The sequence below is a fragment of the Sporolactobacillus shoreicorticis genome, assembly GCF_024125445.1.
Classification (GTDB): Bacteria; Bacillota; Bacilli; order Bacillales; family Sporolactobacillaceae; genus Sporolactobacillus; species Sporolactobacillus shoreicorticis.
The window spans coordinates 110815-127473 of the sequence record NZ_JAMXWM010000005.1; the positions used below are offsets into that span (position 1 = coordinate 110815).

At 43.2% G+C, this 16659-nt stretch carries 15 protein-coding genes and 1 riboswitch; of the genes, 13 read left to right on the forward strand and 2 right to left on the reverse strand.

The window, feature by feature from the left end; all coding sequences use genetic code 11:
- The first annotated feature begins 76 nt into the window (after positions 1-76).
- Together NIE88_RS06085 and NIE88_RS06090 are read left to right on the forward strand one after the other, a co-directional pair.
- On the forward strand, positions 77-1684 hold the full coding sequence (locus NIE88_RS06085) for a CapA family protein (protein ID WP_253060319.1): 1608 nt from the start codon (positions 77-79) through the stop codon (positions 1682-1684).
- Positions 1685-2181: 497 nt separating this feature from the next.
- Positions 2182-2604, forward strand: a complete 423-nt coding sequence (locus NIE88_RS06090) for a hypothetical protein (protein WP_253060321.1) — start codon at positions 2182-2184, stop codon at positions 2602-2604.
- A 172-nt stretch (positions 2605-2776) separates the two neighbouring features.
- Here the strand turns inward: NIE88_RS06090 and NIE88_RS06095 are convergent, their stop codons facing one another.
- The gene (locus NIE88_RS06095; RefSeq protein WP_253060323.1) at positions 2777-3469 is read right to left on the reverse strand and encodes a tyrosine-protein phosphatase; all 693 of its coding nucleotides are present in this window, start codon (positions 3467-3469) and stop codon (positions 2777-2779) included.
- A gap of 438 nt (positions 3470-3907) precedes the next feature.
- Positions 3908-4054, forward strand: a riboswitch (cyclic di-AMP (ydaO/yuaA leader).
- 125 nt (positions 4055-4179) lie between these two features.
- Here NIE88_RS06095 and NIE88_RS06100 point away from each other — a divergent pair.
- The 9 genes from NIE88_RS06100 (at position 4180) to NIE88_RS06140 (ending at position 13666) form a co-directional block, all read left to right on the forward strand.
- Positions 4180-6234, forward strand: coding sequence for a KUP/HAK/KT family potassium transporter (locus tag NIE88_RS06100; protein WP_253060325.1), 2055 nt, complete (start codon positions 4180-4182; stop codon positions 6232-6234).
- 878 nt (positions 6235-7112) lie between these two features.
- On the forward strand, positions 7113-7922 hold the full coding sequence (locus tag NIE88_RS06105; protein ID WP_253060327.1) for a pyrroline-5-carboxylate reductase family protein: 810 nt from the start codon (positions 7113-7115) through the stop codon (positions 7920-7922).
- Between the two features lie 2 nt (positions 7923-7924).
- Positions 7925-8695: a VOC family protein gene (locus NIE88_RS06110; RefSeq protein ID WP_253060329.1), complete on the forward strand. Its 771-nt coding sequence runs from the start codon at positions 7925-7927 to the stop codon at positions 8693-8695.
- 11 nt (positions 8696-8706) lie between these two features.
- Complete coding sequence (locus NIE88_RS06115; RefSeq protein ID WP_253060331.1) at positions 8707-9588, forward strand: transporter substrate-binding domain-containing protein; 882 nt, start codon at positions 8707-8709, stop codon at positions 9586-9588.
- A 23-nt stretch (positions 9589-9611) separates the two neighbouring features.
- Complete coding sequence (locus tag NIE88_RS06120) at positions 9612-10310, forward strand: amino acid ABC transporter permease (RefSeq protein ID WP_253060333.1); 699 nt, start codon at positions 9612-9614, stop codon at positions 10308-10310.
- A 13-nt stretch (positions 10311-10323) separates the two neighbouring features.
- Entirely contained in the window at positions 10324-11076 is a 753-nt protein-coding gene (locus NIE88_RS06125; protein WP_253060335.1) for an amino acid ABC transporter permease, read from the forward strand.
- 27 nt (positions 11077-11103) lie between these two features.
- Positions 11104-11844, forward strand: a complete 741-nt coding sequence (locus NIE88_RS06130; protein WP_253060337.1) for an amino acid ABC transporter ATP-binding protein — start codon at positions 11104-11106, stop codon at positions 11842-11844.
- 34 nt (positions 11845-11878) lie between these two features.
- Entirely contained in the window at positions 11879-12622 is a 744-nt protein-coding gene (locus NIE88_RS06135) for an SDR family NAD(P)-dependent oxidoreductase (RefSeq protein ID WP_253060339.1), read from the forward strand.
- A 24-nt stretch (positions 12623-12646) separates the two neighbouring features.
- Positions 12647-13666, forward strand: a complete 1020-nt coding sequence (locus NIE88_RS06140) for a uroporphyrinogen decarboxylase family protein (RefSeq protein ID WP_253060341.1) — start codon at positions 12647-12649, stop codon at positions 13664-13666.
- A 376-nt stretch (positions 13667-14042) separates the two neighbouring features.
- On the opposite strand, the gene NIE88_RS06145 is transcribed toward NIE88_RS06140, so the two are convergent.
- On the reverse strand, positions 14043-14267 hold the full coding sequence (locus NIE88_RS06145; RefSeq protein ID WP_253060343.1) for an alpha/beta hydrolase: 225 nt from the start codon (positions 14265-14267) through the stop codon (positions 14043-14045).
- Positions 14268-14599: 332 nt separating this feature from the next.
- Between NIE88_RS06145 and NIE88_RS06150 the strand changes: the two genes are divergently transcribed.
- Positions 14600-15115, forward strand: a complete 516-nt coding sequence (locus NIE88_RS06150) for a DUF1440 domain-containing protein (protein WP_253060345.1) — start codon at positions 14600-14602, stop codon at positions 15113-15115.
- Positions 15116-15287: 172 nt separating this feature from the next.
- Complete coding sequence (locus NIE88_RS06155) at positions 15288-16607, forward strand: MFS transporter (protein ID WP_253060351.1); 1320 nt, start codon at positions 15288-15290, stop codon at positions 16605-16607.
- The last annotated feature ends 52 nt before the right edge of the window (positions 16608-16659 follow it).

Here is a 16659-nt window from a genome sequence, read left to right on the forward strand (position 1 = left end):
GAGCTATTTTGGCGCGTACTTTTCCACACTTTAAAAAGCACATGGAACCTGTAAAATTTGGAAAGGAAAATCAATGATGAATACTGAAAATATAAAATTTATGGAAAATTTAATTAACGAGCTAACGGAGATGGATGAAGAGAAAATTAAAAGGGCATTGGAGCCTTTCTATAATGGAACCTGGAAACTGCCTGATGCTGGTAATCTTAAAGAAAAGAAAATTGTGGAATATCTGCTTAAACGACTTGAAAATCTCGATAAAAAAGTAATCGCAGAAACACTGAAAGCGGCTCTTGAGGAGAGCCGGAAAGAAAAGTCAAGCATTGAAAATCTTGATCCGAAACTGAATCGCGACATAGATAAACGGGAGATCATGAGGGCAGTGGTACTGTTTTGCAGCTATATCTTTTATGACCAATTCCATTATCCACAGCCACAAGTTGGTGAGTATGATATTGCAGGCAGCAAGTTTGAAAAGTTGAAATGGTTGTACCGTTATTGGTTCAATCAATTGGAAGTCGCGGAAAAAGGATCTGAATTAGAAGACTACTTCAGGAGTCAAAGTCTGGACTTTACACTGCATGATTTCCGTGTGGAAAGCCGAGTTTCCTTAACGTCTGCCGGTGATCTTCTTGCTGTCGATGTGCTGACTCCTGAGCATACACCGCATTTGTTTGACGGAATACAGGATTTCTACGATTCCGCAGATGTAGTCTGTGCCAACCTTGAATCGACTGTGGACAAGAATCGTCCGATTGGAAGAACTCAGGAGAAAGGGCAGCCGGCAAGGATGAATACCGGTGAGGCAATGTTTCGGAAGTTTCGCGAAGAAGGAGGCATCAACTATTTCAGCACAGCGAACAATCATGCGCTTGACTGGGGTGAACAGGGCGTGTTAACTACTTTAAATGTACTGAAGCAATCCGGCGCCTATCACTCCGGAACCAATAATAATTTGACGGAACAGGAGGATGTTCTGGTTATTGAGAAAAGTGGGATTAAAATAGCCATGCTTTCTTACACCTTTGATGTAAATGGAAACAAATTTCCGGATGGGAAATCTTATTTAGTTAATGAAGTTCGTTTTAACGATGAGGAATGCGACCTGTCAATGGTGAAAAAGCATGTCGCTCGTGCCAAAGAAAGGAAAGCGGATATGATCATCGCCTGTTGCCATTGGGGATGGGAGTTTGAAATGTATCCGCATCGCAATGTCGTCCATGTGGCGCGAAGCATTCTCGCAAGCGGGGTGGACGTTATATTAGGTAATCATCCGCATGTCAGTCAACCCATGGAGCATGTCTCACCATTGAACAAGTCTCTTGATTATCCGAATGGCTTAGTCGTTTATGGTTATGGAGATTTTGTCAGCTATCACCCGGAGAGCAGAAACTCCAAGATCGCTTACATGACCAAATTCGATATTGTTAAAGGAAGATTTGGAGTAAATGGGGCGACAGAGACCCGCATCACTAATTTGAAGATGCTTCCAATTTACATTCTAAACGAAAAGCTGTCAGATGGAAGCTATGACTGCCGTATTCTTAAATTTAAGGAAGTCTACGCGCATCCTGAAAAATATGGTTTGACGGAATTGGAGCGAAGCCGGCTGCCGCATTTGAACGATGTCGTTCTTCATGAAATTTTGCTGCCTAAAGAGCATGCCGGTTTATTGGTCGAGTAAACGCAGCAAATAGGTCATCATCTGGTTGATCTTTTGTTACATAAGGTCAAATAATCCCCGCCTGCTCAGATGGTGGGGATTATTAGTTATTAAGACTTTCCTAGCAGATCCGGATAACCGGGGCGGGAAGGATTAGCGCGACGTGTTACGGATCATAGCATGAAAATAAACTCTTGGGGCGTATAACGAACTACTAAAAACGTTGCATCGTTAAATAAAGAAAATCTATTATTAAATGAGCAAGAGGTACGCGTACTTTTATTTCAGCTTTGCTGCGACAAGAATCGTTAACGGTATAAAAGTCGATTTAACCAATTAACCTTGTTAAGTATGATTACCGGAGACTTGCTCATTTTATTTTAAAAATTTTCAACTTATTGGTTAACTTCGTTCGTTTGCTATAACTTTTATAATATACTAATTCTAGAGTTTCTTCTCTTTGGTTATGTTAATAAAATTTGTATTACCTCCAATGAATAAGGAAAAGAGGTACTCATTTGAAGAAATGGATTGCTGTGTGTGCCTTAATTTTGCAGCTAATGTTGCTTACCGCGTGCAGTGGCGCCCAACATAATACTGAATTAGAAAAAAAGGTTTCCTCTCTTGTCGAACATAAAAAGAGCATTGACATTAATTCCTATACGACCTTTAAATGGGACCGAGCCTATTTGTTTGGCCCCTACACATCCCAAGAATATATAAATAAGGAATTAGGATTTAAGTTTAAAGATCCGAGTGATCTTGCCTTCCAAGACGATGTTTATCTACTCGTTTTTGTAAAGGACAAACAGGTCATTCAATTTATAGAATTGCCCTGCTTTAAACCAAAAAAGTCTTATAATTATTCAATTAGTTATGCATATGGAATAATGTATCTCACACCTGACCGTGACAAAATTTATGTGAATGGAGGGGAATAGTTAACAATTAAAATGCAAAACATTAAAAACGGCGCAAACCTCGCGTATGAAAAAGAATCCGGATCCAAATTCGGTAGAATGAAGTTACCCAATTTGATCTGGTTAATCCTGACCGCTTTTGTGACTTATTCGTTGAGGACTGAATGTATTTTCATTCAAGACGGAGCAAGCTTTAGAGCAACTTATTTCTCAGTGCTGAAATCTCTTCCGACTGCAATCCGACTTTCTGAAGATAGTCTCGGACATTGCCATAGGTCTTATAAAAATTGTCTAGCGTCTTCTCCATATATGCCATGTCGGATCGGCCGGTGAAATCCGGAAGTTCCGGATGTTCATGCAGTAATTCGCGTATTCTGAACCGTAAATAAGTATAGGAGATTTGATAGTCGGCAAGAATGTCGCTGGTTTCGGTGCCGGCGATGAGTAGAAGCAAAGCGGCAACAACACCGGTGCGGTCTTTACCCACGTAGCAGTGGATAAAAACGGACCCTTTCTGTCGAGCGATGATGCCGAGAATGTGCTTGATTGCCGGAAAATCAGCAAGCATCTCCGCGTACAACAAGGGTACTTCTGCCTTTGATGACGGATTGCGATTGCCAAACGCAAACGGACAATGGAAATAATTAAAATCAGAGGCTTGCTCGAAGGCACTTGGCACTCGCTCCGTTTCCGGCTTTGAGCGAAAATCGAGTGCTGCTGTAATGCCTAAGTTTTTTAATAACGCAAGATCTTCATGGCTGAATGCTTGCGGCAGATCACTGCGGATGATTTTTCCAAATGCTGTAATTTGGCCGTCATTTGTTGGATAACCACCTAAGTCTCTCGTATTCACCGTGCGGGAAAGGAGTATTCTTCGTGTCTGCATGGCTGGCTGCACCTCACTCATCAATTCAAACGATTAAGATCTTCTATTCCTTGGTCATTATAGCACGAGCGAAACGAAAAATTAGGATTATGAACTTTTTGGAACGATCTTCTTCAAATAATTGATCATGAGATGGAAAAAGGTGATCTGATCATTTTGATTTCCAATTCTTTTTTGAAAAAACCATGTTCAGCACACACAATAAAGGAATGAGACCAATAATGATGCCTATTGCTAAGGATCAAAATAGTCCATAAGTCGAAAATATTTCTAATGCGAAACAGCTAAGCACCACAAGTATCCATTTACTATTTGTTCTATCAGTGGAAAAATTTCTTTGTGAAATAGCTAGTTATCTCTTTAAAAGAGGTACATAGCAGACACAGCTCTTCTTTACATAGTGAATGATCAAGCGTATAATTACTTCGAAAATTGAATCATTCTTATTCGCTGAATCCGTTAGGAGCGGGGGAACCAACTTTGTGATGCCGCGCATCACTTGGGGTGAATCCTTCAAGTAAGGACGGGCTACTCTCATGGTCCGAATCCGACAGCTAACCCCGTAAGCGTTAAGAGAGAGGATGTGTGAACGAATGATCGGAATAAAAATTCGACCATAGAGTTGATCCTCTATGGTCTTTTTGTTATCCAATTTTTACTTAAATGATCGTTATTTTACAAAAAAATTTTAAAGGAGATCAAATGCAGTTATGGATAATGAAATGAACCGGCGCTTGTCACTTGGTGGAATGCTGGTTACTTTGGGGATTGTCTATGGTGATATAGGTACCTCGCCGCTGTATGTGATGAATGCGATTATTTCAGATGCCGGAGCAATGCATGACGCTGTACCCGAGTATATTATCGGCTCAGTCTCATTGATTTTCTGGACGCTGATGATCATTACAACCGTAAAATACGTTCTTGTTGCGATGCGCGCAGATAATAATCATGAAGGTGGTATTTTTGCATTATATGCATTAATTCGTAACCGTGGCCGTTGGCTGATTTTTCCCGCTCTTATAGGTGGTGCTGCGCTCTTAGCGGATGGAACGTTAACCCCGGCTGTGTCTGTAACTTCAGCGATTGAAGGTTTAAAGGGGCAGCGTATTGGTCCGCTTGAGTTCAGTGATCATCAACTCGTTGTCGTCCTTATTGTGTCGGCGATCTTGTTGAGCCTTTTTTTAATTCAACACTTCGGAACAGCGGTAATCGGCCGTTCTTTTGGTCCGATCATGCTGCTATGGTTTGTATTCATTGGCGTCATAGGTTTTATGAATATGCTGAGCCATTTGGAAATCTTAAAAGCAATATCGCCGTACTATGCTGTACAATTTCTCTTCAGTCCGGCAAATAAAGCGGGTATTTTTATTCTCGGCAGTGTCTTTTTGGCGACCACCGGGGCGGAAGCTCTTTATTCGGATATGGGTCATGTGGGCAGAAAAAATATTTATGGAAGCTGGCCTTTTGTATCGCTGACGCTGATGCTGAGCTATATGGGTCAAGGCGGATGGGTGATCGGCCATTACCAGAATCCGGCCTATCGAAATTTGCTTGACGTGAATCCATTTTATGAAATGCTCCCGAATCAGCTCCGTTTGGTAGCGATTGTCCTTGCAACGTTGGCAGCTATCATTGCCTCCCAAGCATTGATTACAGGAAGTTACACATTAGTTAATGAAGCGATTGGTTTGAAATTTTTGCCGCGCATGGTGATTAAACACCCAAGCACTGTGCGTAGTCAAATCTATATTCCAGCCGTAAACTGGTTCTTATGTGTGATTACACTTTTTATTGTCTGGCTGTTTCAAACATCGCATCATATGGAAGCGGCTTATGGTCTATCAATCACAATAACGATGTTAATGACAACGATCCTTTTGTTTGCTTTTGTAAAAGATCGTTTCAATCAGACTGCTGCCTTTTTCATGGCTGTATTCTTTGGTGCGATCGAGGCACTATTTTTGCTCGCCAGTCTCGTCAAGTTCACCCATGGCGGCTATTTAACACTCCTTATTACTTTTTTGATTCTTTCAGTTATGGTTGTTTGGTATTTTGGCAATAAGCAGCGTGAAAATTATGAACGCACAAGTGAACACGTTTCGCTGATGGACTATCGAAAGCAGTTGATTCAGCTCAGTAAGGATGATGCGGAGCCTCTATATGCAACCAATTTAGTCTATCTGGCCAAAGTCGGGCCGCACTACAGCATCAAACGAAAAGTGCTGTACTCCATTTTGGACAAACGGCCGAAACGGGCCAAGGTCTATTGGTTTGTCACCGTTAATGAAACGAATGCACCGTATAAGAGTCAGTACACCGTCGATATGCTGGGAACGCGTAATATTATTAATGTTCAACTCTACTTGGGCTTTAAAAATTCGCAGCATGTGAATGTCTATATCCGGCAGATCATCAACGATTTAATTGATCAAAAGATTATCGACACGCAATATCCGAAATACACAACGCTCAAGAATCGCCGTGTCGGCGACTTTAAATTTGTGGTCACAGCGGAACAACTGATGGATTTGGCAACTGATCCAAAAATGAATCGGTTCAATCGCTTTCTGATCGGCGGGCGTATTTTCCTGCAAAACATTACGACCTCTCCGGCAATTTGGTATGGTTTAAGATTTAGTGAAGTCGTTGAGGAACCAATTCCGCTCATGCTTTATGATCCGGAAATTCTGCGTTTGAAACAAGAAGGAGTACGTCACGCAGTGAAAGATGATCCAATCGGCCCGTCAACAACGAACAAGTAGCATGTGGCTGATGCTTGTATGATAAGAGACAAATGCCAAACCGTTCACGGTATTTGGAGCATTTATGAGCAATACGCGGAGCAACATCATTGGTCGGGCTGAGCTTGTAAAGAAAAATGAATAAGAATGACCTACCTATTTGGTTCAGGCCGGTCGTCTCATGTGCGAGATGATCGGCCTTTTCCATATACTCAAGAAAATCGGCAGGTTTAGGTGCTTACGCGTTGAAAAGCAAGGATGACGAATCTCGAAGAAATGTTTCCTCATCAAGCCCTTTATTTTTAAAATATTCACCATGAGATTCTTCGGTTTTGTAAAAGTTGCCAAAGAAAAATGAATTGACAACTTCAAAACATACTATTACCATTGGTTATATAGTTTTTTCTGTTTATCCTGTTTCAATTTGGAGGCGAACGTAAAGTGAAATCAGCGCAAATGATGTCGATGTGTTGCGATGAACCCATGTATATGAATTTAAATTTTGTACGGCGTTTATCCATTGAGGTTGAATCGACTGAAGCTAGTTTCACTTAACCGTTACCCTCCTTGCGAGTGAAAAAATAGTTTCGATTACAAAGGATGGATTATAATGCGTCGTCTTTAAGCCCAATCAGCTTTAAGACGATTTTTTATACCAACGCATAAAATGGTAATCGAAATTTAATAATTTTAAATACTCATAATGTTAAAATTAAAATGAGCTGTTTTGATGACACTTGCTTGTTTTATAAAGACTAAAAGAGATGATTACTTTTTGTTTAGAGAAGATCAACTTTGCAGAAAGAGCGCTGTTGAGCGGACTACAAGAGAAGATCGTCATGGATGTTATTCAATTTAATAATGAATTTTAAATAAATTAATGATGGGGGAAAAGGAATATGACAAAATCCTTGTATGCCATAGGCGGCGGACAAATGGTAGAGGCGATTATCCGCGCTGCATTAAAAAATCAGGCGATTTCAGCGGATACAACGAAGGTTGTGGACATTAGTCCGGAACGAGTGCGTTATTTAAAGGATACGTATCATGTGACCGCAGACACGGAATTTCAGACTGAGGCATTAGTAAACGCGGACATTATCTTATTGGGCGTCCGTCCTCAGGACAAGTGGGCGGAGCTTGCTAGGCAGATCGGGGCGAGCGGTCAAAAGAAACCACTGATCTCAATTATTGCCGGTGTCACGATCAAACAATTGCAAGATGCGCTGGAAGCTGCTGATTATCCGATCGTTCGTATTATTCCCAACACACTGACGGATACCGGATTCGGGGTTACCGGTGCCGCGCTGAATGCGACGGCAAATCAAGAGGACGCTGACGAATTTCTGAAGAGTTTCGGAAAAGTGGATTACATTCCCGAAGAACAAATTGATATCTATACAGGCTACGCGGTGTGCGGGCCGAACTACATTTACAACTTTTATCTCGCACTGACCAATGCCGGTGTGCTTGGCGGATTGTCACGTGCGCAAGCCAACCAAATTGCGCTGGAAAATCTGCAAGGTGCGGCGAAAATGCTGGAGATTACCGGCAAACACCCTTATGAATTGCTGGATATCAATAACTCGGCCGGCGGCGTAGGCATCACGGCTCAGCATGAACTGGATGCAAGTGATTTCGCGGCAGGCGTTCAAAACGCAGTGCTTGCGGCAATTAAACGGACAACTGAATTAGGAAAAGGGGAATAAACATGGCTGTTTTAAACTGGGACCATACGATGATCAATGTTCAGGATGTCGACCGAGCAGCCCAATTCTTCGGTGAACGCGGCATCGTGTTTGCCCGAGGCGGACGCCATGAAAAATGGGGAACCGAAAATGCATTAGGTTATTTTGGTTTGAATTATATTGAACTGATCTCTGTGTATGATGAGGCGCGTGCCAAGAGCTTTCCACGTGCAGGAGCTTCCGCTGTGTATGATGCGGTTCAGGACTATGAACAAAAGGTGCAGCGCACCAATACAATTGCAATTCGTACATCAGACATCGAAGCGACGCATGCACGCTTGAAGGAAGCAGGGATAAATGCCGGTGACATTGAGGTTGGCAAGCGGCTTGATGAGCAGGGGCGTCTGATTACCTGGTCGATTTTCTTTATCGACGGCACAATTGACGGTCTGCCTTATCCGTTTTTTATTCAATGGCAAGGCAGCGATGAAACGCGAGAGCAGAAACTTAAGGATCAAGGGCTTATCATGTCCCATCCTGCCGGTGATTTACTAGTGAGACAAGCTGTATTCCATGTACCCGATCCGTATAAGACTGCCGGTGTTTGGGGACAGCTACTGGAAAATAATCCGGAAAAGACGGATTCCGGATACAAAGTTCACGTTGAGGATCGACAGTTGATTTTTGAGCAGGGGTTAGAAAACCACATCATTCAACTTAATTTTGACGGTGCCGGTGATCAATTAAAACAACAAACACTTGTGTTTGACCAAATAAAATTCGCATTTAAATGAGGAGGAACAACATGAAGAAATTAGACAAAATTATTATTGGTGTTATTGCGGCAGTTGTCATCGTCGCTGGAGGTATTTATTTTTTAGGTAATCTCGGTTCGAACAAATCGGCATCTTCCGATAAAGCAAGTGCAGACAAACCAAAAGTGATTAAAGTGGCCTACGCAACAACCAATTTTCCGATCACGTATCAAAATGACAAGAAGCAAGGCGATGGCTATGACGTTGCCATCATGCGTGAAATTGATAAGCAACTGCCTCAATATAAATTCGAGTATGTGGGCACAAGTGATGATGATGTGTTAATTGGTGTTAAGAGCGGTAAATATCAAGTGGGTGTTAAGAACATTTTCTACACGGATGATCGTGCGAAAACGTATCTGTTTCCAAAGAACTACTTCGGAGTAAGTGATTCCGGCTTTGTGGTTCGGACAAAAGATAAGGATAAATACGGCGGCTTAGCGAAACTGGCTCAGAATAAAGGAAAATTGGTTCCAATTGCGCCACAAAATGGACAATATGCGGTCATTGCGGACTATAACAAGAAGAACAGTCCTAAAATTGATTTAGGCAGTGCCGATACATTCGTTGTTTCCGATGCTTTGAAGTGGGTCAGTGAAGGTCGTTATGATGCATTTTTTGCGATTCGGCCAATGTTTGAAGCTAATGTGGAAAAGAAAGACGGCGCCAATGCTGATTTGAAAGACAAGCTGACCTACGTTACGTTAGGCGGCATCAAGACCTATCCGCTGTTTAACAAGGATCAAAAAGAATTTGCTGCAGCCTATGACAAAGCAATTAAGAAAATTATTGATTCCGGAAAAGCATCAGAGCTCTCAGAAAAATACTTTGGTCAGGATAATTTCAAACTGCTCAATCACCCATTTAAGTAATCGAAAAAGTTGAGGACATGTAAATGGACAATATCAAATTAATCATCAATTTTTTAGGTCAGTTGCTGCCGGCCATTAACATCACCTTAATTGTCTCTTTATCATCAATTGTCTTAGGCAGTCTGCTTGGTTTGCTGCTTGCTGCGACACGATTAAGCGAATCAATTGTCCTGCGATTGCTTGCCGGTGTATATGTGAGTGTGATTCGGGCAACGCCGGCGATCATCATGATTTTCGTCGTGTATTACGGCATGCCGATGGTGTTTAACGGCTGGTTTCATACGAATATTGACGGCTGGAACCGTATGTACTTTGTCATTATTGCATTAACCGTCCTGTTTTCCGCTCCGGTATCGGAGATTATGCGATCAGCGTATGAGTCGATTGCGAAAGGGCAGATGGAGGCCGGACTGATGGTCGGTATGACGCCGTTTCAAACCTTTTACCGAATTATTTTGCCGCAGGCTTTTGTCGTAGCGCTGCCAAACTTTGCCAATTCGGTCGTTAATCTTCTTAAAGAAGGGGCATTGACGTTCACTATCGGGGTTGTCGACATGGTTGCCAAGGCACAAATGATTGTCGCCAATAATTCGGGCGGATTTGCTTGGCAGACGTATTGCGCTCTAGCATTAATCTATTGGGTTATTTCACTGGCGATTGACAAAGGCCTGTCTCTGGTTGAGAAATCCTATCAAGCAAAACGAAAAACCATTGCCGTTTAAGGGGGACGCCTAAATGTCATTAAATACAGATTTTATGGTAAAAGTTGCCCAAACAGCCATTCAAGGTGTTCCCGTTACCCTGCAGATCGTCTTGGTCGCGTTACTGATCTCCTTGCCGATCGGTGTCTTATTTGCATTAATTAGAATCTATCGAGTTAAAGGTTTGCAAAGATTGGTTCAATTTTATGTTTCTCTGGTTCGAGGAACACCGATTATTGCACAGATTCTGATCGTATACAGCGCGTTTCCGAGTCTTCTAAATATGATCATCGGCAAGGCGGCATTCAGCATTAATCCGATTTATTATGCGTACATTGTCTTTACATTCAACAGTATTGCGACGCTGACGGAGGTATTCCGCTCAGCTTTGCAGACAGTCGATAAAGGGCAGATGGAAGCGGGTCTGATGGTTGGCATGCAGCCACGACAGACATTTTGGCGGATTATTCTGCCTCAGGCATTGATCTCAGCCTTGCCGAATATTGCCAACGCAACATTGTATCTGATTAAGAATTCATCCTTGGCTTTTATCATGTCGGTTAAAGATATTACTGCAATTGCGAAAACGGAGGCGGCTTTTAATTATAATTTTCTGGAAGCCTACTTGGTTGTGTGGGTTTACTATCTGATTATCTGCTACGGTGCGGAAATCATATTCTATCTGTTTGAACGGTATTTCAGTAAATATCGAAGACCAATAAAAAACAGGACCGGTTTCAACTGGTTCCCTTTTAGTATCAAGCAGCCCAAACTAGAGCAAAAGTAGAGCGAGCAGAAAGTGGGAGGATCAAACATGCTCACGATTGAAGGCTTAAAGAAAAGCTACGCAGGTAATGACATTCTCAAAGGGATCAGCATCAATGTGAACAAGGGCGATGTCATTTCAATTATTGGACCAAGCGGTTCCGGAAAAACAACACTTTTACGGACGATAACCACATTGGAAGAGGCGAACGGTGGACGTATCACGTTTGCCGGAGTCGACAACGACTTTCAAAAATTAAATGGCAAAGAAATCAACACCATTCGACGCAACGTCGGGTTTGTTTTTCAAAACTATAATCTTTTTAATAACAAAACAGCCTTGCAGAACATCACGGAAGGCTTAATCGTTGCGCGCAGAGTAAAGAAAAATGAGGCGGAGAATATTGCGTTGAAAGCATTGGAACGTGTTGGATTGACAGATCGTAAAGATCACTATCCGTCGCAGCTTTCCGGCGGACAGCAGCAGCGCGTCGGGATTGCCCGGGCGATTGCGCTGAATCCCGAGGTTATTTTCTTTGACGAGCCGACTTCGGCTTTGGACCCGGAACTTGTCGGGGAAGTGCTGAAGGTTATGAAAGATTTGGCAAATTCCGGAACGACAATGGTTGTGGTCACGCATCAGATGAGTTTTGCCCGCGATGTTTCCAACCGTGTGATTTTTATGGCCGACGGCTATATCGTCGAGCAAGGAGAACCAAGAAAGATATTTGAGAACCCTTCTGAAGAACGAACGAAGAAGTTCTTAACGGACATCTTGGCGAACGTGTGATTTAAGTTGAATAAAGAAGGAGATGGATCGTAGCATGGCAAGCAATGAACGACATGTGATTGTTACCGGAGCGAGCAGCGGGATTGGTCGCGCGACGGCGGTTGCACTAACTGATCAAGGGTACAACGTGCATTTGATTGGACGAAATGCTGAGCGTCTCGCTAAGGTACAAGCCGAGACACGCCGTGAAGGTGTTCAGAGCGAAATCTATCAACTGGAATTGACCGATAAAGCGGCTGTCCAACGAGTGTTTGATAAAATCTATGCCAAAACCGGACGCATTGACGGGTTAGTGAATTCGGCAGGTATTTTCTACACGACGGATTTATCAGACTATGATGATCAATCATGGAAGGACATTATGGACGTCAACTTCTATGGAACGCTATATCCAACTCTGGCCTTGCTACCGAAGCTGATTAATCAAGGATTTGGCAGCATCGTAAATGTGACATCTGTCGATGCTTTTGACGGAATCTTAAATTACGATGCCTATGCCGCGTCAAAAGGAGCGGTAACCAGTTTGACAAAGACGTTGGCTTTGGAGGGCGCACCCAAAAATGTGCGCGTGAATGCGATTGTTCCAGGGATTACCGATACGGAAATGACGCATGAGCGGCTTCTGCAAAACATCGAAAAGTACCGTAAAAAAGTGCCGATGCAATGTGCGGCTCAAGCGTCAGAAGTCGCCAAGCCGATCGTCTTCCTTATTTCGGACGATTCAAGCTATATTACAGGCCAGAGTCTGCATGTCAATGGCGGCTGGCGTCTCGCATAAGGCAAACTACAGGGAGTGGCTGTTGTGGCAGAAAACAAACATCAGATTTTACTCGATACATTAGATAATAAGCGGACGGAACAAGTGCTGGCCGGATTTTGGCATCACTATCTGTCTGATGAGAAAATGCAGGTACTTGGCTACCGAGATCAGGCTGTGATTGATGACGTCGTTTCTCGTCAGCAACGTTTCTATAATCGCTACCATCCTGATTTCACAAAGATTATGAGCGACGGATTCTTCCTGCATCCGAGTGTCGTCGATAACACGTTTGAAGTGCCGGAAGACCTGAAGAAGATTCAGCGTATTGACGTGAATGATCCATGGATCACGCGTCAGGTTGCGGCGATTAAGGCAATTGTGGATCACTATAACGGTGAAATCGGCAGCTTCTATAATATTTTTTCGCCATGGTATCAGCTGCGTCTGCGTTTTGAAATCCTTGAACAGGATACCAAAAAGATTTATCGCTTTTTAAAGGAAGACCCCCTGGCAGTTGCCAATGCCTTTGCTGTTCTTGCCGACGACTTAATTGTTTTGAGCAGCAAATTGATTAAAGAATCAGGGATTGACGGTATCTACTTGTGCGTGCAGCAGCCGCAGGATTCGGTAATCAGTACTCATACGTGGCAACAATTTGTGCAGCCAAACGAGGTTAAGCTGCTAAAGGCGGTTCAAGAGGTTCACGATTACAATATGATTCACATCTGCGGTTTTGAGGGCAAACGGAATCGTCTCGGTGATTACAAAGACTATCCGGTCAAAGCCTTCCACTGGGCGTCTTACGTTGAAGGCGTTTCTCTTAAAGAAGGAAAGAAACTGTTCGGTGGCCGAGCAGTAATGGGCGGCTTTGAAAATACGGAGAACGGCGTCTTTTACAAAGGTACAAAAGAAGAAATTCAGGCAGAAACAAAACGTCTGCTTGAAGAAAATGGGCGTCAAGGCATTCTTCTCAGTGGTGATTGCAGTATTCCGTTTGATACGGATGATGCGCATGCCGGATGGGTTTCCGAAGCGGCGAATCGCTTGAATGTTAGTCCGTAATCTGAAGAATAAAGCGAATAAAAAGGGCGATCCGATCGATTTCGGGTCGCCTTTTTTTACAAGATAGGAAAGTTTATTATTTCGCCACGTTTTCAAACCAATAGACCAAGTCTTGGCTGAGAATCAAAGCGGAGGAGCGAAACGCCTGCGGAACCAGGTGTCAGCGAGATCACACAGCGCTCGGTTTTCTTACAAGAAAAGTATAGCGTTTTGGCTTGTTGGTACGACGATAAGGTCATAAGATTCGGGCTGTACGATCAGGTAAGTGCCCAATCTGAGAAATAACCGGAAAAATTCCGCTTATTTTGCTCGTTACTTAATGAAGGACTAGAATGCTTTATGAAACAGAAATGTTTGTTCCGTGCCAAACTGATGATTAGCAGCAGGTGAAATGCCAATCGCAGCATCGGTTGGACTGATTAAGCAAACCTGCCCCTAAAGGATGCCCGATGGCTGTAACCTTTCCATAACCGCTTAATGACTTAGTCAATTCATTGATATCGTTCAATGTATTTATCGTTAACATATGTGAGTTTTCACCATGTCCGCGTAAGTCAACCACAAAGGTTTTTAAGCCAATTTCACTAACACGATAAACCAATCCTAATTGCTCTTTTTTGAGCTGCCATATCCATGAATGACAAACACTGCGTCTATATTTTGTCGGGTGTTAAGGTACTGCCGGTATGCCGCCGGTCATTTGATGGATCGTTATACGGTCAATTATCATAGTCAGGCCCTTATTTTATGTAAGCAATATAAATTGCGCGATTGGAATCTATTTATTTTGCAGCTATCTGTTGCAAAGTTAAAAAATAACGAACTTGAACGACACGATGTCCTAATGAGCATTATGCACCACATAAATGAGAGATTTGATTATACTAGTTCATAGACTAACAATAAGTAAGCAACAGTGAAGGAGCTGGAGACATGGCTTTAAAAAAGAAAAAGTCTAGCAAGTTAAATGCTGCCGTCAAAGCCGGCCTTGTCGCCGGACTCGTTTCCGGGCTCGTTAAGTTTGGATGGGAGAATGTTCTGCCTCCGCGAACACCGGAACGTGATGCAACGAATCCACCTCAGAAATTACTGCAGCAAATGGGCGTTTCTGAATCTGCCACACACGCTGCCTATCGATATTCGGAACAAGACATGCCGTGGGTCAGTTATTTAGTCCACTTCGGTTTTTCTGCGTCGTTCGCTGTACTTTATCAGGTGCTCGCTCAATATGAGCCGAAAATCAAAGCAGGCGGAGGATCGGTATTTGGTCTAACTATTTGGTCAGCTTTTCACTTAGGTATTATGCCGGCAATGAAAACCGTTCCGGCGGCGAAGGATCAGCCGATGGAAGAACATATTTCCGAAGCATTGGGACACATCGTCTGGATGTGGACCAATGATGTTATAGGCGATGAAATTTACCATCGGCTTATCAAGCACATACAATAAAATGAAAGGTATCAGGTGGCGCCGATCCATTTGGCGCCTTCTTGTTCTACAAAAAGAAAGCATAGAAGATAAGGAATTTAGCGGAAGCTTCGTATAAGAAAAGCTAAGACCTGGCTGGTGTCAAAACTTATCCAAGCCAAGTTTGTCTTTATCTTTGGAAAGAAGATGGCTTATGGAACGAAAATGGCAAACGGATTGGCCGGAACGCATCAGCTACGGATTAAGTGATGCGGCCGACAATCTGGTCTTTCAAATGTTAACCACGTACCTGTTGTTCTTTTATACGGATGTTTATGGATTAAATCCCGGTGCGGTAGCGATTCTGTTCATTGTTGCGCGCATTGCTGATGTTGTAGAAAGTTTTATCATTGGGGTGATGATCGACCATACGCACTCTCGGTGGGGCAAAAGCCGGCCGTTCTTTCTCTGGTATGCTCTGCCCTATGTTATTTTTGCCGTTCTGACATTTATGACGCCCGATTTCTCGCAGTCAGGCAAACTGGTATGGGCCTACGTGACCTACTTGGGATTAGGGTTCTTTTACACCGCGGTCAATCTGCCGATTACGTCTATTTTGCCGTCATTGTCGGAAAATGATCAGGAGTTGACTTTGCTTGGCGTGATTCGGCAGTTCTTCGGCAGTTCGGTCCAAATTATTGTTGCAGTCTTCACATTGCCGTTTGTCGCCTTCTTCGGACGGGGCGATCAGCAAAAGGGATTTCTGTTCACCATTTGCGCGTTTGGTTTGATTTCATTGCTGTTGATTCTCAATACATTTTTCAATGTTCATGAGCGGGTCAGCAAGCCTGAAGCTACGCACCAGCCGTTTAAGGTTGTGATGCGCATGCTGCGCAGGAATCGGCCGTGGCTGGTCATTTCTGTTGTGATTTTCCTGTATTGGCTGGTCACTGCATTGAAAAATCAAACCACGATTTACTATTTCAAATATACGCTCGGTCGGGAGGATTTAGTTCCGCTGGCAAATGGCTTTACTTTGGCGGCCCTGATTGGTGTTATTCTGATTATACAATTGGTGAAACAGCTTGGTAAGAAGCAAACGATGCTGATCGGTATGCTGACTGCTTTTGTCGGTCAGGCAATCCTGACAGTCGGCGTTTATGCGCATTCTTTGGCGACCTTGTTTGCCGGGACCTTTATTAATTCTGTCGGCCATGGAATCATTATCGGTCTTGTTTCCATTATGATTGCCGACACGATTCGCTACGGCGCGGCCATGGGTGTACAGGCTGAAGGAATTCTCGCCTCAACCGATGATTTCGGTGTCAACATGGGACTTGGAATCGGCGGCATGATTACTGCCGGACTGTTCCACCTGTCCGGATATGTCTCCAATCACGCGCAAAACGCGGCGACGCTGTCAATGATTAATGTGAACTACGTGTGGATTCCGCTCGTGCTGTACGTCATTATGTTTCTAACCTTACAGGCTTATGATCAGCAGCAAATCAATGACGCTGTGGCAGATGAATAGTATACAAGACAATTGAGAATTACTTTTTCCACCAAGATGGGAATGATCAAGG

What these genes read in the sequence shown, in the direction of transcription:
- NIE88_RS06085 (WP_253060319.1), top strand. Translation starts at nt 77, where the DNA reads ATGAATACTGAAAATATAAAATTTATGGAAAATTTAATTAACGAGCTA.
- NIE88_RS06095 (WP_253060323.1), bottom strand. Translation starts at nt 3,469, where the DNA reads ATGCAGACACGAAGAATACTCCTTTCCCGCACGGTGAATACGAGAGAC.
- NIE88_RS06100 (WP_253060325.1), top strand. Translation starts at nt 4,180, where the DNA reads ATGGATAATGAAATGAACCGGCGCTTGTCACTTGGTGGAATGCTGGTT.
- NIE88_RS06105 (WP_253060327.1), top strand. Translation starts at nt 7,113, where the DNA reads ATGACAAAATCCTTGTATGCCATAGGCGGCGGACAAATGGTAGAGGCG.
- NIE88_RS06110 (WP_253060329.1), top strand. Translation starts at nt 7,925, where the DNA reads ATGGCTGTTTTAAACTGGGACCATACGATGATCAATGTTCAGGATGTC.
- NIE88_RS06115 (WP_253060331.1), top strand. Translation starts at nt 8,707, where the DNA reads ATGAAGAAATTAGACAAAATTATTATTGGTGTTATTGCGGCAGTTGTC.
- NIE88_RS06120 (WP_253060333.1), top strand. Translation starts at nt 9,612, where the DNA reads ATGGACAATATCAAATTAATCATCAATTTTTTAGGTCAGTTGCTGCCG.
- NIE88_RS06125 (WP_253060335.1), top strand. Translation starts at nt 10,324, where the DNA reads ATGTCATTAAATACAGATTTTATGGTAAAAGTTGCCCAAACAGCCATT.
- NIE88_RS06130 (WP_253060337.1), top strand. Translation starts at nt 11,104, where the DNA reads ATGCTCACGATTGAAGGCTTAAAGAAAAGCTACGCAGGTAATGACATT.
- NIE88_RS06135 (WP_253060339.1), top strand. Translation starts at nt 11,879, where the DNA reads ATGGCAAGCAATGAACGACATGTGATTGTTACCGGAGCGAGCAGCGGG.
- NIE88_RS06150 (WP_253060345.1), top strand. Translation starts at nt 14,600, where the DNA reads ATGGCTTTAAAAAAGAAAAAGTCTAGCAAGTTAAATGCTGCCGTCAAA.
- NIE88_RS06155 (WP_253060351.1), top strand. Translation starts at nt 15,288, where the DNA reads ATGGAACGAAAATGGCAAACGGATTGGCCGGAACGCATCAGCTACGGA.